The 19,211-nt window shown below is 70.0% G+C and carries 15 protein-coding genes; 3 read left to right on the plus strand and 12 right to left on the minus strand.

Translation table 11 applies throughout. The annotated features are described in order from the left end of the window. Positions 1 to 146: 146 nt before the first annotated feature. The 3 genes from OIE67_RS02360 (at position 147) to OIE67_RS02370 (ending at position 3,552) form a co-directional block, all read left to right on the plus strand. Positions 147 to 1,172, plus strand: a complete 1,026-nt coding sequence (locus tag OIE67_RS02360) for a phosphotransferase family protein (protein WP_326636179.1) — start codon at positions 147 to 149, stop codon at positions 1,170 to 1,172. 40 nt (positions 1,173 to 1,212) lie between these two features. Then, positions 1,213 to 1,965 carry an SDR family oxidoreductase gene (locus OIE67_RS02365; RefSeq protein WP_326636181.1) on the plus strand — a complete coding sequence of 251 codons (753 nt, stop codon included), beginning with the start codon at positions 1,213 to 1,215 and terminating at the stop codon, positions 1,963 to 1,965. Between the two features lie 198 nt (positions 1,966 to 2,163). Further along, positions 2,164 to 3,552: a GH39 family glycosyl hydrolase gene (locus OIE67_RS02370; protein ID WP_326636183.1), complete on the plus strand. Its 1,389-nt coding sequence runs from the start codon at positions 2,164 to 2,166 to the stop codon at positions 3,550 to 3,552. 36 nt (positions 3,553 to 3,588) lie between these two features. Here OIE67_RS02370 and OIE67_RS02375 read toward each other — a convergent pair whose 3' ends face one another. From OIE67_RS02375 to OIE67_RS02430, 12 genes are all read right to left on the minus strand, one after another. Next, on the minus strand, positions 3,589 to 4,221 hold the full coding sequence (locus tag OIE67_RS02375; protein ID WP_326636185.1) for a GNAT family N-acetyltransferase: 633 nt from the start codon (positions 4,219 to 4,221) through the stop codon (positions 3,589 to 3,591). 33 nt (positions 4,222 to 4,254) lie between these two features. Next, positions 4,255 to 5,535, minus strand: a complete 1,281-nt coding sequence (locus OIE67_RS02380) for a DUF418 domain-containing protein (RefSeq protein WP_326636187.1) — start codon at positions 5,533 to 5,535, stop codon at positions 4,255 to 4,257. A gap of 42 nt (positions 5,536 to 5,577) precedes the next feature. After that, a complete protein-coding gene (locus OIE67_RS02385) occupies positions 5,578 to 7,869 on the minus strand; it encodes a proline-rich domain-containing protein (protein ID WP_326636189.1) in 2,292 nt (763 codons plus the stop codon). Positions 7,870 to 9,038: 1,169 nt separating this feature from the next. Further along, on the minus strand, positions 9,039 to 10,355 hold the full coding sequence (locus OIE67_RS02390) for a lipopolysaccharide biosynthesis protein (protein ID WP_106249071.1): 1,317 nt from the start codon (positions 10,353 to 10,355) through the stop codon (positions 9,039 to 9,041). Next, positions 10,348 to 11,151 carry a polysaccharide deacetylase family protein gene (locus OIE67_RS02395; RefSeq protein WP_106249072.1) on the minus strand — a complete coding sequence of 268 codons (804 nt, stop codon included), beginning with the start codon at positions 11,149 to 11,151 and terminating at the stop codon, positions 10,348 to 10,350. The genes OIE67_RS02390 and OIE67_RS02395 overlap by 8 nt, the downstream gene beginning before the upstream one ends. Beyond that, a complete protein-coding gene (locus OIE67_RS02400) occupies positions 11,148 to 12,089 on the minus strand; it encodes a glycosyltransferase family 2 protein (RefSeq protein WP_106249074.1) in 942 nt (313 codons plus the stop codon). The genes OIE67_RS02395 and OIE67_RS02400 overlap by 4 nt, the downstream gene beginning before the upstream one ends. A 14-nt stretch (positions 12,090 to 12,103) precedes the next feature. Next, a complete protein-coding gene (locus OIE67_RS02405) occupies positions 12,104 to 12,937 on the minus strand; it encodes a glycosyltransferase family 2 protein (protein WP_106249075.1) in 834 nt (277 codons plus the stop codon). Between the two features lie 171 nt (positions 12,938 to 13,108). Continuing rightward, positions 13,109 to 14,212 carry a GNAT family N-acetyltransferase gene (locus OIE67_RS02410; protein ID WP_326636195.1) on the minus strand — a complete coding sequence of 368 codons (1,104 nt, stop codon included), beginning with the start codon at positions 14,210 to 14,212 and terminating at the stop codon, positions 13,109 to 13,111. After that, positions 14,209 to 14,580 (minus strand): hypothetical protein, encoded by a 372-nt coding sequence (locus tag OIE67_RS02415; protein ID WP_106249078.1) that lies wholly within the window; start codon positions 14,578 to 14,580, stop codon positions 14,209 to 14,211. The genes OIE67_RS02410 and OIE67_RS02415 overlap by 4 nt, the downstream gene beginning before the upstream one ends. Before the next feature lie 292 nt (positions 14,581 to 14,872). Then, positions 14,873 to 16,447 (minus strand): RNA polymerase sigma factor, encoded by a 1,575-nt coding sequence (locus OIE67_RS02420; RefSeq protein ID WP_326636198.1) that lies wholly within the window; start codon positions 16,445 to 16,447, stop codon positions 14,873 to 14,875. A 109-nt stretch (positions 16,448 to 16,556) separates the two neighbouring features. After that, complete coding sequence (locus OIE67_RS02425) at positions 16,557 to 18,329, minus strand: substrate-binding domain-containing protein (protein ID WP_326636200.1); 1,773 nt, start codon at positions 18,327 to 18,329, stop codon at positions 16,557 to 16,559. A 134-nt stretch (positions 18,330 to 18,463) separates the two neighbouring features. Further along, positions 18,464 to 19,102: a cation diffusion facilitator family transporter gene (locus OIE67_RS02430; RefSeq protein ID WP_326636202.1), complete on the minus strand. Its 639-nt coding sequence runs from the start codon at positions 19,100 to 19,102 to the stop codon at positions 18,464 to 18,466. Positions 19,103 to 19,211: the final 109 nt, after the last annotated feature.

The following is a 19,211-nucleotide window of genomic DNA, read 5'->3' on the forward strand; positions in this document are numbered from 1 at the left end:
GTCGGCATGCACTCTCTGTCCGGCATGGGCCAGGGGTGTTCTCCTGCCAGATTAAAGGATCTCGCGTCATGGCATAGCCGCAGGTCCGGAACGTTACACAACTCCCAGGTGGTGTTCAGGACCGAGTGACGTTCTAATGTGTGTTCATGACCGTACCTGGCATCGACCACCCCCGATTGGTCGAGTGGATGGGCCGTAATGTGCCCGACGCCGGCGAACCGCAGTCCGTCTCGCTGATCTCGGGCGGCAGGTCCAACCTGACCTACGTGGTCGAGGCCCGGGAGCGCCGTCTCGTGCTGCGCCGGCCGCCCCTCGGTCACGTGCTGCCCACCGCCCACGACATGCGACGCGAGTGGCGGGTCATCTCGGCGCTCGCGCCGACGCCGGTGCCCGTTCCCGAGCCGGTCGCGTTCTGCGCCGACGAGGACGTGATCGGGGCCCCGTTCTATCTCATGGGGTACGTGGAGGGCGTCGCCGTACGCGAGAGCGAGCAGCTCGGCGACCCCACGCCCGAGCAGACCCGCCGGCTGTCCGAGCGGCTGGCCGAGGTGCTGGCCGCCATCCACGCCGTCGACTACCGCGAGGTGGGCCTCGGTGATTTCGGACGTCCGGAAGGCTACATGGCGCGCCAGCTCGACCGCTGGTGCCAGCAGTGGGAGCGGTCGAAGACGGCCGATCCGCCCGAGTACCACCGGCTGGTGGAGCGCCTGCGCGCGCGGCTGCCCGCCGAGGCCGCCGGCACGCTGGTGCACGGTGACTACCGGCTGGACAACACGCTGCTGCGGCTCGGCGACCTGGAGATCACGGCCGTGGTCGACTGGGAGATGTCCACACTCGGCGACCCGCTGGCCGACCTGGGGCTCACCCTGACCTACTGGCACGACCGCGGCGACGACGAACGGGCCCGCATCCCGGTGGCCGGCGACGTGACCGTGGCGCCGGGCTTCCTGAGCGCCGCCGAGTTCGCCGGCCACTACACGAAGGTCTCCGGGCGCGAGATCTCCGACCTCGGCTTCTACGTGGCCTTCGGCAACTTCAAGCTGGCCGTCATCGTGGAGGGTATCCACGCCCGCTTCAAGCAGGGTAAGACCGTGGGAGAGGGATTCGACCGCATCGGATCCGCCGTGCCCACTCTGATCTCCCGCGCGCACCGCATGCTCGACCAGCACTGAACGCCTCGACCACGGGTTCCGACCCCCGCAAGGAGCGCCCATGAGCACAGTTGCACTGATCACCGGAGCGGCGAGCGGCATCGGGGCCGCCGTGGCCCGGCGTCTGTCGGGCGGGGGCGTCAGGTGCGTTCTCGTCGACCGCGACGGCGAGGGCGTCGAGCGGCTGGCCAAAGAGGTGGACGGCGCCTGGCTGGCGGCCGACGTCAGCACCGAGGAGGCCTCGCTGGAGGCCGTCGCGCTGGCCGAGCGGCGCTACGGCCGGCTCGACCTGATGCATCTCAACGCCGGCGTCAGCGGCGGGGTCGACCTGGCCGACTTCGACCTCGAACGCTACCGACAGGTCGTCGGCGTCAACGTCGACGGCGTGGTCTTCGGCGTACGGGCCGGCGTCCCGCTGCTCACCCGCTCCGGCGGCGGCGCGATCGTGGTCACCGCGTCGCTGGCCGGGCTCGTCGGCTTCTCCGGCGACCCCGTCTACACCATGACCAAGCACGCCGTCGTGGGCCTGGTCAGGGCGCTGGCCGAGCCGCTGGCCGGCAAGAAGATCCGCATCGGCGCGGTGTGCCCCGGCTTCACCGACACGCCGCTGGTGGCCGGATCGCGGGAGATGTTCGTCAACGCCGGCTTCCCCCTGCTCACCGCCGAGGACGTGGCCGCGGCCGTCGAGACCGCCTTCTACGCCGAGACTCCTGGGACGCTCCTCGTCGTCCAGCCGGGCCGCCAGCCGGTCCCGTACCGCTACGCCGGCGTGCCGGGGCCGGTGGGCGGGCAGCGACCGCCACGCACGGATTGACGGCGAGCGGGCGGCGACGGCCGCGCGCGGATTGACGGCGAGCGGGCAGTGACGGCCGCGCGCGGATTGACGGCAAGTGGCTTGCAAGCGGGACGATTACCGTAATAGGGGCTGGGCTGCTGCCCGGCCCCTTCCACCTTTGCGAATCTTGTAGGTTCGTGATCCCCCCTAACGTCTCGCGAGGATGAGGAGCGTTCAGTGATACCGACCGACGGCCGGCACGCGCGCCGACGATCGCCGTGGCCGATCGCCCTTGGAGCCGGCATTCTCGCGGTCGTCCTGGTGGCGGGCATCATGGTCTACGCGGCCCTGCGCACCAAGGCCCGCGGCGAGTTCAGGGGCAGCGAGGTGGCCACCAACATGCCCACCGAGCCGGCTCCCCAGCTGGAGCAGCCGCCCGCGCTGACCAACTGGCCGCGCTGGGGCATCACTCACACGCAGTACAGCGCCGACAACGAGCCGCAGCAGGTCGCGGAGGAGGCCAGAGGCGTGCTGGGCCGGGTCCCGATGCTGCAGAACCAGCACATCATGGGCTGGGGCGTCGGCAACCCCGAGCCGAGCCCCGGGCAGTTCAACTTCCGTGACCTCGACCGGCGGCTGACGTTCATGTCGTCCTCCAGGGGCGTGCCGATCATCACGCTCTGCTGCGCGCCCGACTGGATGAAGGGCGGGCAGGCCGGGCGTACGGACTGGAACAAGAACCACACGGTCGCCCCCGAACGGGAGCACTTCGACGACTTCGCCAAGCTCGCCACGCGGGTGGCCAAGCAGTATCCGACGGTCAAGCACTACCTGGTGTGGAACGAGTTCAAGGGCTTCTGGGACACGACCACCAACCGGTGGGACGCTCAGGGCTACACCGAGATGTACAACAAGGTCTACACCGCGCTGAAGAAGGTCGACAAGGACATCAAGGTCGGCGGCCCCTACATCCCGATCGAGAGCAACGCCCGCGGCGGGCAGTCGGAGCTGCGCGGGCCCTGGGGCACGGTCGACCAGCGGGCGCTCGAGGCCGTCAAGTACTGGATCGAGCACAAGAAGGGCGCGGACTTCATCGTCGTCGACGGGGCGTCGATGACGAACGACAAGGGCAACGTGCCCGACGACTTCGCCGCCCAGGCCAAGTTCGGCGCCATCACCACCTGGCTGCGCGAGAAGAGCGACGACCTGCCGGTGTGGTGGGCCGAATGGTACGTCGAGCCGGAGAACTCCCAGTGGAGCGAGGAGAAGCGCACGGCCGTGCAGGCGAGCGCGCTGATGGAGTTCGCCAAGAGCGGGGTCACCACGGCCCTGTACTGGAACCCCCAGCTCAAGGGGCAGGGCGAGTGCGCCGGCTGCCTCTGGGGGCCCAAGGTGGGCGGTGAGCTGCCGATGGCCGGGCTGCTCAGCGGCTTCACCAAGTGGTTCCCCGCCGGGGTGCGGGTGCAGGAGGTGGAGTCGTCCAGCCCGAAGGTGAAGGCCATCGCGCAGGAGCGGCAGACCGTGATGGTGAACACCTCGGGCGAGGACGTCACGGCGACCGTGGACGGGCGTCAGGTCACGCTGGCGCCGTACGAGATCAAGTGGTCGGGACGCGGCGGCGCCTGACCCGGCATCGGTGCGAACCCGGAAGGGCCCGCTCGATCAGCTCAGGCCGAAGTGTGGCAGGCAGGGCTCCAGGCCGTGCACGTCCACCGGCACCGGGCTGGTGAACTCGTCCCGTTCGAGCCGGAGCCGCTGCTCGACGGCCCGCCGCCCGCGGACCTCGTGCACCGACACCCCGTCCGGCCGGTAGCCCAGCTTGCGGGAGACGCCCAGCGAGGCCGGGTTGTCGACGAACGCGCCGCTGCCCGCCGTCAGCGCGCCCAGGCCCGCGAAGGCCAGGTGCAGGACGGCGGCGCGCATCTCCGTGCCGAGCCCTTTGCCCTGGTGGGCCTGGCCCAGCCAGGAGCCCGTGCTCACGTGACGGGTGACCGCGAACGTGCGCGCCTGGAGGTCCTGGACCCCGATCACCCGCCCGTCGTGCACGACGACGAAGTTGCAGTACCAGTCGTCCGGCTGCCACCGGGACATGACGCCGAGGTGGTAGCGGATCAGGCTTCCCGGCAGCTCGTCGCGGGGCGCCTGCGTCCACGGGACGAAGAACGGCATCCGCTCAGGGTCGTGGATGCCCTCCAGGGCGCGATCGGCGAGGTCGTCGAGGTCGTCGAGAGTGGGCAGCCGCAGCTCCAGGCGGGGCGTGGTCAGGCGCAGGCCGAAAAGGGGTAGATGGCGCATGCCGCCCCATTGTTCCTGCTCACGCCACCGCGGTCATACCATTTTCACCGGGGCCGCGTGCCGACCACCTCTCGTGCGGCTTCTTCCGGGGCCTGCGCCGTCCGTATGGCCGCCCGTCCCATCGGCGGGGCTGCGCCAGTACGTCAGGTAGCGCAACCACCACTCCACCGGTCCGTACCGGTGCCTCCTCAGCCACCACCGGCTGTAGCCGACCTGAAGGGCGAAGATCCCGAGCGCGATCAGCACCTCCGCCGGCGGGCTGACCCGTTCGATCAGCGCCAGCCCGTACCCGGTGAAGATGAGCGAGCAGATCAGTGACTGCGCCAGATAGTTGGACAGCGCCATCCGGCCCGGCGCCGCCAGCGCCCGCCCGGCCCGCGGCAGGTACGGCAGCAGCCGCAGGAACGTCGCCGCGTACGCCGCCGCCAGCAGCGGAGCCGTGACCAGGTCCACCGCCTCGCCCCAGAACCGGTGCCCAGCGCCGTTCCAGGCCGACAACGTGTAGTACAGCGCGCCGGCCAGTCCGACCGTGAACCCCGCCCACTGCAGCCGGCGCAGCGTCTCCGTGTAGGCCCGCACGTCGCGCAGCGCGCCCAGCTTGCCCACCGCCAGCCCGATCAGGCACGCGGCCAGCACCGCCGGTCCCTGGAAGAGCACGCGGGCCACGATGATCAGCGACAGCTTCCTGAGGTGCTCGGAGACGATGTCCCAGAAGGCCCCGCCGAGGGCCGAGTCGGACGCGGCGGCCTGCGCGGACCCGTCCGCGAGCCGGCCCGACAGGTCCATCCCGCTCGTGGCCAGCATCGCCAGCAGCGCGAAGCCGAGCGCCAGCAGCACCGTCAGCGCGACCGCGAGCAGCACCGCCGTCCTCGGCCTGACCGCGCGGAAGAGGAGCAGGGCCAGGCCCACGGCGGCGTACGTGGTCAGGATGTCCCCGGGGAACAGCAGCACGGCGTGGGCCAGCCCGAGCAGCCCGAGCCCCGCCAGCCGGCGCAGGAACATCGGCGCGAACGGCAGGCCCCGGCGCGCGGCCGAGCCGACCTGCAACGTGAAGCTGTAGCCGAACAGGAAGGAGAACAGCAGGTAGAACTTGTTCTCGAAGAACAGCGTCACGACCCACCGCACGCCCCAGTCGAGGGGCGAGCCGAACGCGGGCTCCGCCATCCCGGCCATCCGGTAGCCGGAGGCCAGGAAGGCGATGTTCACGACGAGGATGCCGAGCAGCGCGAAACCCCGTAGGGCATCGACGGAGGCGATCCTCGCTGCCGCGAGGGGTGCGTCCGGCCTGGCGGGAGATGTCCCCTGTGTCCTCATCGGAGGACATCATCCCGCAGAACCTGAGTGTTTCCTGTGAATTCAGTTATTTTGCGCGATGTAGATGAACCGCTCGACGATCACCGCGAGGGCGATCGCGAACGCCGGCACCGCCAGGAACAGCAGGCGTTTGCGCGCCCTCGGCGCCCGGGTCGGGCCGTTCAGCCGGATGATCTCGTAGCCGAACAGGGTGACCCAGGTCACGGCGAGCGCGCCGATGCCCACCGGCGTCCACGGCGTCGTCGGGTCGCCGCGTCCCTTGTAGGGGTTCGGCTCGGGGATCTCGGTGCCCCTGACGAACTTCTTCCAGGTGTAGAGCGCCGCGTCGTCGTTCGAGAGCACCTTCTTCAGGTCGGGCGACTTGTCCAGCGCCGCCCGGAACCGCTCGCCCCAGTCGGCGGGGAAGCCCTCGTTGAGCTGCAGATAGCTCACCTGGCCGCGGCTCACCATCAGGTACGAGTTGCGCGGCTGCGTCTTGAGCTTCTCGATGGCCTTGTCGACCTGCGAGGGGTCCTTGAACACCAGCGCCTGCTCGGCGAAGTTGACCCGCTCCACGTCCCGCTCACCCCACGGCAGCGTCGGCGTGACCTCGGGGCCCTCCTTGGGCACCAGGTAGAGCACCTTGGCGCTGGGGCTGTCGTGGTCGTAGACGTAGTGCAGGGCGGCCACCTCGCCGGTGGTGACCCGCTCGAACTTCTCGTTGCCGTACCGGGCCAGGAAGAACGCCATCGCGAACATGATCGCGAAGCACGCGGCCAGCACCAGCGAGATCTTCTTGGTCAGCTCGGGGTTGAAGCGCACGTTCCGCTTGCGCAGCGGCACCGTCTCCTCGCGCACGTCCGCGCTGTCGGCCGGCAGGTTCGGGAAGAACGCGTACGCGGCCAGCAGGCACGCGCCGGGCAGCGCGAACATGTAGATCCGCAGCCCGATCTCGCCGCCGTAGCTCTGCAGGCCGAGCGCCAGCACCGGCACGCACAGCAGGATCAGCGCCGAGCGGTCGAACACCCCGCGCCGCAGCCGCCGGAACAGCCCGGCCGCTGCGCAGCCGAGGATCACCGCGAGGATGCCCAGCCGGGCCTGCAGCACCATCGCGTGCGCGGGGTCGGTGCCCTCGATCCGGTCGCCGGTGTTGCTGCGCAGGTTGGCCAGGATGTTGCCGAGGCCGCCGAAGATCGTGTCGATCTGGCTGGCCCAGAAGCCCACCGTCATGTAGCTGATCCAGGCCAGCACCATCAGCCCGAGGAAGAACGGCAGCGCCCAGGTCAGCGTGGTCCGCCTGAAGATCAGGAACGCCGTCAGCACGCCGAGCATCATGAACGGCGTGATTTGGTGCGAGGCCACCGACGCCACGAACAGCGCCACCAGCATCATCAGCATGAGCAGCTTGTCGGCCCTGAACGTGCCGGTGTTGGCCAGCTCGCCCGGCGTCATCGCGTCCAGCTTGCCGAGCCACTTGCGCAGGCCCTTCGGCGGGATCGGCTTGGTCCGCGGCTCCACCCGCCCGAACCAGCGCAACAGGATCGCCACGAACGCCAGATAGAGGGCGAAGGTGAAGCCCTGTGGCGAGAAGTAGTCCTGGCCGATCCACTGCACCAGCACGAACAGCAGCGCCGCGAACCACCTGGCCCGAGTGGTGGCCACCACCTGGCGCAGGATCAGCACGAACGGGAGCAGGTAGAGCAGGTTCGACAGGAGCGGCGTCCACTGCAGGATCGTCGTCATGTCGCTGATGCCGGCGGCCTTCGTCACGAACGCGAACAACGCGAAGAAGCCCGGCCAGCCCATGCGGGCGTCGATGTTGATCGCCGTCTCGCCGGTCCTGCCGATGAACTCCACGAAACCGGCGTGGATGTAGGCCGTCGGGAAGCGCGGCTCCTCCGCCACCAGGGCGCCCGCGCCGTGCAGCGCGAACGTGATGGCGGCGATCTGGAACAGCAGCAGGAACTTGCGGTCCGTGCTCTGGGAGACCGTGACGAAGAACGACACGAGCATGATCAAGATGGCGATGAACGCCGAGGTCGGCAGCGCCGAGATCAGCCCCAGGCCGTCGATGTCGGCCGGGTCGACGCCGCGCAGGGGGCCCGGGGGCACCTTGAGCGCGAGCACGTACATGACCAGGCCCTCAAGGGTCAGCAGCACGGGCAGCCACTTGGGCGCGCTCGCGACGAGCGCCCCGGCCCTCGCCCGCAGCGTCCTCGGCTTCGCGGCCTGCTGCGGCTTGCCCTGAGGCTGCCCCAGCGGGTGCCCCTGCGCCGGTCCGGACTGCGCCGGCGGCCCCTGCGGACTCTGCGCCGGCGCGCCCCCGCCGGGCGGCGGCGCGGTGGCCGGCCGCACCAGATCCTTGAGACTGTGCGCCGTCCCGCCCCCCGCACCGCCGGGCGCTGCTCCGGTCGCGCCTCCCGGTGCTGCTCCGGTCGGCGCGCCTCCGGGGGCCGCCCCGGTCGCGGGTCCTCCGGATGGACGCGCTCCCGCGACGGCTCGTCCCGCACCAGGCCCAGCCTGAACGGGCGGCGCTCCGGCAGACCCCGCCTTGGCCGGACCGCCGGTGGCCGGCGCGTCCCCGGCCGGGCCGCCGGTGGTCGGGGTGTCGGTGGGCTGGACCTTCATCGGCTGGGTTCCGGCTACCGGGCTGGCCGTGCCCGGTCGTGCCTGCGCCGGAGTCGCGCTCTTCGGGGGCGCGCCGGCGGGGGAGCCCGTCGCCGCGGATGCGGCGGTCGTCGAAGGCGTGCCGGTCGAGCCCTTGGCGGGCGTCCCGGGCTTGGCGGGGGTCCCGGGCTTCGCGGGCGTTCCGGGCTTGGCGCCGGTGCCACCAGGCGGGCGCGGGGCTTCCGATCTCGGGCCGGTGGCGGGACGGGAACCGCCGGCCGGCTCGGCGTCACCGGACGGCTGAGGGCCGGTCGACTGAGGGCTGGACGGCTTGGGGCCGGTCGACTGAGGGGCGGACGGCTTGGGGCCGATCGGCCGAGGGGTGCTGGGCGGCTGTGAAGGCGCGCCTGGCTTCGTCGCAGTGGTCGCCTGCGCCCCACTGGCCCCCGGCTTCCCTCCGGCCGTCTGCGGCCCGCTGGGCGGCTGGGAGCGCGGCCCGGGCCGGGTGGGGACCGCCGCGTCGTCGCCGGCCCGCCCCGTAGGCGGATGACCGATGTGCAGCGACGGCAGCCGGATCGCCGTGGTCTGGTCGGCGCTCGGCGCGGAACCGTCGTCGCCGGAGCTGCCGGAGCCGCCGGAACTGCCGGAAGAGACGGCGGGGTTCGTGGGGGAGTCAGCGTCTCGTGAAGAGTCGGCGGTGCTCTTGGTGGAGTCGTCAGCCGCGCCGGAACCCTCGCCTGCCGGCGGAGAGTCGAACGTCAGCTTCGGGATGACTCCCGTAGCTTCCGGATCGAAGGGCACGTCTGACTCCTCCTTGTCCGCGCGCACGTCCTCACGTACGTCGTCCCCGCGCACGTCCGAGGAGCCGGTGCCCCCCGTTGTCATGCCATCGCCGTCCCGTTGCCTCACGTTGACCATCATGCGGCCCCGGACGACCCCTGGGTGACAGTCGGCCTGCCGCTTTCGCCATATTTGAGAACTCTGCGAAGATTTCCGAAGATCAAAAGTGCGACGAGCACCTCGCTGAGAAGCAATCCGTACCCCACCGCGTTCACCCCGAAGTACGGGAAGAGCGCCAGGGTGGACACCAGCACGGCCACCGCCAGCCCGATCTGGACGGCCGCGAGCGTCCGCGCCTTGCTCTGCGCCCGCAGCGCGCTCAGATAGACCTCGATCAACACCCGCGGCAGCACGGCCAGCGCCATCAGCCGCAGCAGCGTCGTGCCCTCCTCGGCGAACTCCGAGCCGAAGATGCGCAGGATCAGCGGCGCCCCGAGGATCGCCACCGCGATGATCGGAGTGACGATCATGAACGCCCGCCGCAACGCCCGCCGGCAGTTGTCGGCCAGTTTGGCGCGATCCAAAGAACCCTCGACGGTCAGCGACACCGCCATGTTCATGGCCAGCAGCTCGATCATGCTGGCCAGCGTGTGCGCCATCGAGAAGCGCCCGAACGTGGCCTCGCCGACCTGCGTGGCGACCACCACGGGCACCAGGTAGACGATCGCCAGGATCGACAGCGTGCCGGGGAAGTCGCCCGCCAGGAACCGGCCGACCTCCCGCAGCCGGGGCGGCTCGTGGACGGGGGCGGCCTGCTTGAGGTGCCGGGGCACCACGACGCCGAAGATCAGCCAGTTGACCGGGATCAGCGCGAGCGCGGTCGGAATCACCCACGAGACGAAGACGCCGCCCGAGGGCAGCGCGCCCGCCAGGGCGACCAGCAGCCCCATCTTGACCAGGCCGAAGATCAGGTTGTTCATGGGCACGAACGTGGCCCGGCGCAACCCGGTCAGCACCACGTCCTGCAGCGTGAACACGGCCCACACCACGACGGAGGCCAGGAAGAACAGGCCGGGCCCGAACCCGCCGAGCACCTGGTAGGTCTGCCCCCACAGCGGCAGCGTGAGCAGGAAGCCGAGCGCCGCGACCCCGCCCGTGGCGGCGGCCAGGCCGTACCCGCGCAGGATGAGCTCGGGCGTGCGGCGGCCCGCCACCGGCAGGAAGCGGGCCAGCGCGCCGACGAACCCCAGCGCGGTCAGCGACGCGAACAGCCGCATCGCCGTGATCACCGCCTGGCCGCGGCCGAACTCCTCGGGCGTGTAGAAGTGGGCGGCCAGCAGCCAGTAGCCCATGCCCAGCACGCCGGTGACGACGGTGTTGGCCATGAGCGCGTAGCCCTGGCGGAACAGCGGGTTACGCAGGTCGGTGCGGACCTTCGCCCAGACGCTAGACATTTCCGCGCACCCGCTGCAGCCCGTACCTCGTCCTGCGCACGACCGCGTACCCCTTGGTGAGGATGCGCTCGCGCAGGTAGATGAGGGGTACGGCGTTGCCTTCTACGGCGCGCTTGAACATGTTGATGGTCGTGCCCTTGCCGACCGTCAACCGGGGGATGGCGAGCATGTCGTGCCGGTCCGCGGCGATCGTGTTGCTCACGGCGCAGGCGGCGAAGTAGCCGGCCTTGCGCACCTCGCGGCGGACGCGGGCGCTCGAATACCCGTAGGGGTAGGCCATGGTGGCGACCGGCGCGCCGATCTTCTCCTCCAGCAGGCCCTTGTTCTTGCGCAGCTCCTGCCGCAGGTCCTCCATGCGGAGCTGGTCGAGCTGCGGATGGCTGTGGCTGTGGCCGCCGATCTCGATGCCGGTCTGGGCGGCCTCGCGCGCCTGGCCCCAGGACAGCATGTCGTCCAGCGCCCTGCCCGCGGCGTCCTGGCCCGCGTCGGACACCCAGCCGCTGGTCAGGAAGACCGTGGCGGGGAAGTTGTAGCGTTCGAGCAGGGGCAGCGCGTGGCTGTGGAAGTCGGCGTAGCCGTCGTCGAACGTCACCACGATCGGCTTGTCCGGCACCGAGCGGCCGTTGTTCTTGTTGAGTGAGGCCACCAGGTCGCCCAGCGTGAGCGGGGTGAAGCCGCTCTCGGACAGGTAGGCGAGCTGCTCGGCCAGGTCGGACGGCCGGACCGCGTGCGGCCTGGTCTCGTCGTTGGGCGCGTCGGTGACCGAGTGGTACATCAGGATCGGTACGCGGATCATGATCGTGCCGCCTTCAGCCGTACGGAACCGACGACGTAACCCCAGGTCGTCCAGGCCAGCCCGATGACGATCGCGGCGGCCCGGCCGAGACCGCCGACGTCGCCACGCAGCGCCTCGCCGAGCCCGCGCAGCGCGCCGAGCGGCAGCGTCTTCATCGCGTGCGCCCGCTCGCTGGACAGCCCGTCCTGGGTGCCCACCTCGCGCGTCACCAGGGCCTTCGACAGCCCCTCCGCGTAACACCTGGACCTGAAGTAGGCGAACCGCTCGCGCACCTTGGACACCTTGTGCCCGATCACCGCGCGCGGCTCGAACAGCATCACCGAGCCCGGCCTGCGCTGGCTCAGCCTGATGCAGAACTCGGTCTCCTCGCAGCCCAGCGGGCGCGACTTGCGGCCCTGCACGCTGCGCCCGATGCCGCTGTGGAACCCGCCCACCTCGGACACGGCGTCGCGCAGGAAGGCGGCGTTGCCGCCCATGACGTTGCGGATCGGCGCCCTGACCGCGGGCATGCCGCGGTAGGTGCAGCCGACCGTCCAGTCGAACTCGTACGGGAACCAGCGCGGCCGCCGGCCCGACGCCCACAAGGGGTCGGTCCGGCCGCCGACGCCCACCACGCCGGGTTCCTGGAAGCCCTCCTCCAAAGCCTCCAGCCACCCGGCGTCGGCGACCGCGTCGTCGTCGAGGAAGGCCACGATCTCACCGTCGGCCGTGGCCACACCGGTGTTCTTGCCTCCTGACAACCCCTGCTCGTGCGTGTTCTCCACCACGATGGCCTGCGGGTACTCGCGCTTCAGCTTGAGGTGCAGGTCCGGGTTGTGGTCGACCACCAGGATCAGCTCGTGTGCCGGGCGTGTCTGGTTCTCGACCGACTCGACTGCCTGCCTGATGTCCTCCCACCGCTCGTCGGTGTAGACGCAGATGACAACAGACGTGTTCACAACGGTCCTCTTTTTTATGCGACGCCTCGGTCAGCGGCGGGAGTGGCGGCGGGCTCAGGCTGAGGGGGAGCGGGCTGGCGACGCCACTCCTTCAGGATGGTCTTGAGCACGCGGAAGCCATCTCGTACGACGTGAAGGTTGCTCTCGCCGTGGATGCGGTTGCGCTCGTGACTCGGCACCTCGTGCACCTTCAACCCGGCCTTGGCCGCCCGCACGTTCATCAGCGTCTCCACCTCGAAGCCGTCGCAGTCGAGGTCGAGCGTGTCAAGGTGGCGGGCCCAGAAGGCGTTGTAGCCGTAGCACAGGTCGGTGTACTGGGTGCGGTACATCACGTTGACGATGCCGGTGAGCACCTTGTTGCCGAGCCGCCGGTTGATCGTCAGGTCGTCGCTGCCACCCCCGGCGGCGTAGCGCGAGCCCTTGACGAAGTCGGCGCCGGTCACGAGTGCCCCGACGAAGTTGATGATCTCGCGGCCGTCGGTGGAGCCGTCGGCGTCGATCATCACGATGATGTCGCTGGTGCACGCGGCGAAGCCGGCGGACAGGGCGTCGCCCTTGCCCTTTCCGGTCTGCGTCACGACTTTCACGTTGGGCCGCAGCCGTCTGGCCACGGCCACCGTGTCGTCGACGGAGTTGCCGTCGACGAGCACGATCTCGTCCACCCACTGCGGGATGGTGGCGAACACGTGCGGCAGGTTCTCGGCCTCGTTCATCGCCGGGACGACGACGCTGACCGTCGGGGAGATGGCCAGGTGCGGCGTCACGGGCGTGAAGCTCGAAGGCGGCGGCATCGAGCGGAGGGGCGAGGAGTGAACCTTGCCGTTGTGCTTGGTGATCTCGGGACTCATGGCGAGGGAAATCCTTCCGGGGCCCTTCGGTGCGGACCGGACGGTGTCATCCCCGGGTGCTGCGGGAATGGCGAAGCCGGCGAACGGTGCATCGAAGGGTCCTGTGCGTGTGAGGGTGTGCTGTGCCGGGGGTATTCGGGGGCGGAACGCGGGCGCTCCGTCGGTTCTGGGTTACGTGTTGGGTGACTCCTGTTGCTGCATGGAACTGCGCACCCGACCGAAACCCTTGAGTACACGGTCGGCTGCCCTATAGAGAGACGGCCGATCCATGACAATTGTTCGAGCTTTGTTGAAAGGAGTTCGGCCCATCCAGTGAACCGTCGCCGCCGGGGACGGTCTCGAGATGCGGCCTTCGGCGACGTAGAGGACGCCGCTCTTGAGCCAGTCCTTGTACTCCTTGCCGCCCTTGCCCATGTCGACCATGTGCAGACCGGCGTTCGCGGCGGCCTCGGCCATCTGGAGATGGTGGACGATGCCCGGCGAATAGCGGCCGAACTCGGTGTCGTAGGCGGGGAACCACCCTACAAGCGTGGTCGCCGTACGGAGGCCGAAATGCCCGGCCACCGGGACGTCCCCGGCATACAGCATGGTCAGGACGCCCGCGAAGTCCGATGAGTTCTCGGCATGCATCATGTCGGTCAGCTCGACGATCCACGGCTGGGCGAACCGGTCGACCCGGCCGGTCCTGCGGTACTGGTCGGACTTCCAGTTGAGCAACGTCCGCAGCACCTCGGGATCGGCCGAGGACCACTCGAAGCGCAGCCCGCCCTGCTCCCTGCCGAACTTCCGCTCCTTGTAGCGGACGGTCTTGAGGTTCTTCGGCGAGTTGGACTTGACCTGTTCGAGCCAGGCGTCGAAGCCGGCGGTGAAGTCCATCACCGGCGCGGGCCTGACGTCGGTCTCATAGGGCGCGAACGTCGGCTGCCCCGCGACCAGGTGGTCGAAGTCGAAGACGCTGAGCTTGCAGGCGCGCAGCAGGGCCTTGGCGTCGAGCCGCAGGTCCTGCTCGGCGATCAGGCCGTGGCAGGTGGTGAGGAAGCCGCCGAGCGGCTTGCCGATGCCGAAGCTGTGCCGCTCGTACGGGAAGAATCCCTTGATGCCGCCGCCATCGGAGACGACCGCCACCCTCACGTAGTCGCGCAAGCGGTCCATCGCCACGGCGAACTCGACCGACAGGAACGGGTTGTCCAGACTCGGGTCGGCCTTCTGCAACTCCCGCCAGCGGGCGCGCTCGGCGTCTCCGAGCTCTCCCGGCCGAACTACCTGGATGTTCACCTTGCCCTGGCCCCCTGTTCGGTCTGCATGTTCTTCCCCCGGTACAACACGCGAAGCACGTACATGAACCCTCCGAGCACGGCTACCGTCGCGACGCCGGCTCGGGGTGACCACGCGTTGAACAGCAGCATGGCCTCGGCTAGGAGCACGTTCAGTACGAGACTTGCGGCGGCTCCTACTGATAGTGCGGCAAGGGGATCACGATCACGCAACAGTCCCACCACTGCCGCCCCTGGAACCACCAGAAGAAACAGGGAGATCAGGAACGGGCGCAGCGGCGTCTCGATGTCGAACAGCGCGATGACCGCTCCCGCGATGCAGGCGAGCGCCACCAGCCAGGCCAGCGCTCTGCGGTGCTGCTTGAGCATTCCTGTTTATCTCCCGCTCCTACTGGTCGAGCGCGTTTGATCGCAGTTCATGGGACCAATCCGCGCGTGGACACGTCAATGCCGACGCTTGGCGACGCACTCCGGTTTACCGCAGGCGGAGACTTCTTCGTGTGACGTTAAACACACGGTCAAGAGATCGTCTGCCCCGACGCCGTCCCCAAGCACACCAGGATGCCCTATGTGGCCTAGGATCTTCGACTCAGGGCCCGAATTATGCCTGTTTGTCGATCAATCCTGTGGATCTACTGTGAATTTTCATCCACTTTGCCCATCAGTCGTGCAGCGGCTCGCTCGTCGAGGACGTCCGCAGCTCCTGGTCGGGTGAATCGGGGCTCGAGGTCGGCTCCCCGGTGACCGTCGGCTCGTCGGTGGGCGGGTCGGAGGCGTTCGGGAGTTCCTGGCCGCGCCAGGAGAGCGAGCAGGTGGCGGTGCCGCCGTTCGAGGTGAAGGCGACGCGGCCGCGGCCCGATCCGGTCGGGTCGACGACCGTGACCATGAGCGTCACCGAGGCGCCTCGCTTGATGGACCCGCTGGCCGGGAACACGTCCAGACCCTGCGAGGCCGTGGCCACCCAGGAGACGGCGGCGTTGCGGGCGTTCAGCCCGATCTTGGCCGCGCCGTCGATCCCGTCCGGGCACGAGGCGCCGAGCCTGGCGCCGGGGGCCGCCCTGCGCCGGGTGGGCGCGGGGCGGGTGGAGCGCCCGGTGGCCGGCCTGGTGCCCAGTCGGTTGCCCGGCCGCGTCACGGCGGGCGGCGCGTCCGGCGTGCGGGTCCGGCTCGGAGTCGGCGTCGGCTCGGGCTCGTCCTCGTCTTCCTCGTACGGCTCCGGCGCCGGGCTCTCCTCGACGGGAAGCGTGGGGGAGGGGGCCGGACGCAGCGCGGTGGTGTCGGAGGACTCACCGCCGTTGATCACCACCATGGCTCCCGTGGCGGCCAGCAGGCAGACGCCGGCCAGCACGAGCGGCCCCACACGGCGCGGCCGGCGGCGGCGCGAGCGGCGGTCGGCCGGCACCGGGAACCCGGTCCGGTCGAAGTTGTCGCCCAGGTCGGTGATCAGCACGCGCGTCTGGTCCAGCTCGGGCTTGACGCACGTGTCGATCACCCGGCGGCGCAGCGAGATCCTCGGGTAGGCCACCGGCACCATGTCCAGCAGCCGCGCGGCCGAGACCTGCCGGTGCCGCCGCTCGGTGCACACCTCGCACCCGCCGATGTGCCCCGACAGCCGCCGGCGCAGCAGCGGGGTGAGCGGGCCCTCCCACGAGTCCACCATCGCCGACAGGTCGGGGCAGTGCGCCCGGCCGACCCTGGCCAGCACCACGGCCGCGGCGGCGATCTCCAGGTGGTCGCGGGCCCGGCCGAGCCTGGCAGCCGCCTGCCGGGAGGTCAGGCCGAGCACCGCGGCGACCTCCGCGGGGGTCAGGTCGTGACGCAGCGAGAGTTCGAGCACCTCGCGCTCGCCGCCGCTCAGCTCGCCCAGCGTCTCGTGGACCAGGTCGGCCAGCTCGGGGTCCTCGTGCTCGTCCAGCTCGGGCAGCGGCAGGCCGCCGGCGGGGGTGCCGGGGCGGCGGGCCAGCCTGGCGCGTACCTGGAACCTGGTCAGCGCGTACAGCCAGGGCCGCAGCCGGCCCGGGTCCTTGAGCCGGCTGACGCATTCCTGCGCGGTGACCAGCGCGTCGTGCACCGCGTCGGCGGCCAGGTCGTCCGCCCCGGCCAGGGAGAAGGCGTAGTCGTGCAGCCGCTCGGCGTAGGAGTCGTACAGCTTGGCGGGAGCATCGGTCTCCGTCCGGCTCAGCGCTTCGACGAGCTGCTGATCGGCGGCACGATCGACGGTCGGCCATCCAGGCACGGATTTCCCTCCCCGCGGGTAGCACAGGCGCTTCGGCCCCACGCGGAGAGGACGCGGCCGTCAACAGGCCGGTTCGCCCTTCATGCCCAATGGGCATGAAGGGGGGAAATCACCCGTCGCAGTTGGGCGTGCAGAGGCGGCGCTCCATGCCCTGGAGGAAGAAGTCGCGGACCTGGAGGATGTTCTCGGCGATGTACGCCTCGCCGCCCGTGGCCTTGGCCAGGGTCTCCATCTGCTTCTTGCCCTTCTTGGCGTCCGGTCCGAACGCGATGAGCAGGATGGAGATCGGCCGCTTCGGGTTGTAGGTCTTGGTCAGGTACTGGATGATCTCGGAGTTCTTCACGCCGCCGTCGGGGTCGTCGTTGCCCGCGCCGTCGGTGAGGATCAGCAGGGTGTTGACCTTGTCCTGCTGGTACGTCTTCGTCAGCTGCCCGTAGGCCGCCTTGACCGTGTCGTTCAGCCCGGTGTCGCCCGTGGCCTTGGCCCGCATCTGGGCGAGCGTGCTGGCCATCACGTCCTTGCGCAGCGCCCCGTTGATCGACTCGCTGAGCGGCCCGACGGGGACGTTCTCCTTCCAGTCCTTGCCCTTGCCGTCCAGGTGCGTGGAGAACGTCCACAGGCCGATCTCGGATCCGGCGGGGAAGAGCCCGAGGCCCTCGGCGGCGATCTTGTTGATCGCCTGCATGCGCGTCATGCCGGTGCCGGGCACGGGCAGCGCCATCGTCCCCGAGACGTCGAGCAGGGTCAGCAGGCGGCTGCCCAGGTTCAGTCTGGTCCAGGTCTGCACCATCCGCGTCACGGTCGCGCCGTCCGGCGGGTCCAGCGCCACCGGGGCCTCCGGGGTGAAGCCCTTGTCCTCCGACAGCGCGTCGCCGGCCTTGCCGTCCGCGCTGCGGAACCCGGCCGCGCGCAGGACCTTCTTGGCCGACTCCGAGGAGAGTTCCTGCTTGAAGTCCGTCGCGGCCTTCAGCACGCCCGTGTCCTTGGTCAGGATCGTGACGGGGTAGTCGAGGCTGAGCGTGCCCTCCTTGGGATAGAGGGCGACCACCGGGGCCTCGGGCTTCTTGGTGTTGTGCGCGTGGATGGCCTGCTCGGTGGTGACGCCCACCGGCACCCTGCTGCCGGACTTGACCGTGAGGCTGGCCAGCAGCGCGTTCGAGTCGGGCGCGAGCTGGCCCGACAGCTCCTTCAGCGCGCCCACCAGCGCCTTGTCCTGTCCGGCCTCCTTGGCCGTGCCGGCCGCGGCCAGCAGCGCCGCCAGACCGGCGGAGTTCTTCTGCGGGTCGAGCGCGAGCACCCGGACCTTCCTGCCGGGGCCGTCCACGTTGGCCACGTTCGCCGCGGAGATCATGGCGGTCCAGCTCGGCTGCAGCGCCCCCGACAGCTTCTCGGCCGACGCCTTCGCCGCCGCCAGCACCACGGGGGAGCTCGCGATCGAGCCCTCCACCTGCGGCAGCGTGTCCTTGCCGGAGGTCGCGCGCATGCTCTCCATGAGCAGGCTGGAATCGGCCACCCAGAAGTCGGCCTTGGACTTGCCCGCCGCCAGCGCGTTCGCGGTCCTGGCCGCCGCCTCCTTGGTCACCGACACCTCGACGCACTTGCTGTCGATCGAGTGCATGGCCTTGTTGTAGTTGCCGGCGATCTTGTTCAGCGCGGGCTGGATGTCCGGCGTGGCCACCACGCGCAGCGCCAGCTTGCCGGCCGTGCAGTCGTGGTCTCTGTTGAAGATCACGAAGGCTGCGACACCGAGGAGCACGGCCATGGCGACCGCTCCGGCCAGCGGAACGAGCACTCTGCCGCGGCTGTTCTTGGACCGCCTGCGGGGAGGGGGTTCGCTGGCTCGGTAGCCGTCGTCGAGCTCGTCTGTGCGGTGTCGCCCCACGATGTCCTCTTAGGTTGCTTGAGACCTTCCGGAGACCCTAGCGGGAGATGCTCCGCAATACTCCGGGAACGATACTCGGTGCAGTATGTGTGGCAAAACAGCCCTTTTGGTGCGGCGATTACCGAGTGTTGCGGTCAATGGCAACAAGTGTGACCGCCCCAGGCGCGCTTACCCTCCCGTACGGCGACCACCGCCAGCACCACCGCCACCACCGGATCCACCCACCACAGACCCATCGTGTTGAGCCACAGGCCCGCCAGCACGCCCGCGGCCATGGCCGCGCAGATGAGGTTCTGCGTGCCCTCGCCCGAGGTGGCGGCCGAGGCCAGCCGCCTGCCGAGCCGCCGCTTGGCCAGGCCCAGCGCCGGCATGCCGGCCAGGCTGAGCGAGGTCACCACGATCCCGAGCGCGCTCGGCGTCGCCCGGTGGCCCGCGTCCAGGTCGTGCGCGACGTGGACGATCAGATAGGGGGCCAGCAGCCAGAAGCTCAGCGCCACCAGCCGCCGCGCGGTGCTCTCGGCGCTGGACGACAGCGTACGGGCGCCGGTGAACCGCCACACCACGATCAGGCTGGCCACCGCCTCGACCAGCGCGGTCAGGCCCCAGCCGATGAGCGCGACCGAATGCGCGGCCAGGCCCGCCGCCAGGCCGAGCGTGCTCTCCACGCCGAGCCAGACCAGCGTGCACACCGAGAGCGAACGAGCGGCCCGCGCGGCGCGCAGCCACTCGGCTGACGCGGCCGGATGCTCATGAATTCGCTGATCAGGCACCATGAACCCCCGAACTCCCGGCTATCCGGCCGTCGACAGCGATCTGTACCGTACCCGTCGCTCTCCGTGACTTCATCCGATGACGGCAAAGGACGGTCAAGCTTCGGCCGCA

It is taken from the genome of Nonomuraea fuscirosea, assembly GCF_035917475.1.
Classification (GTDB): Bacteria; Actinomycetota; Actinomycetes; order Streptosporangiales; family Streptosporangiaceae; genus Nonomuraea; species Nonomuraea fuscirosea.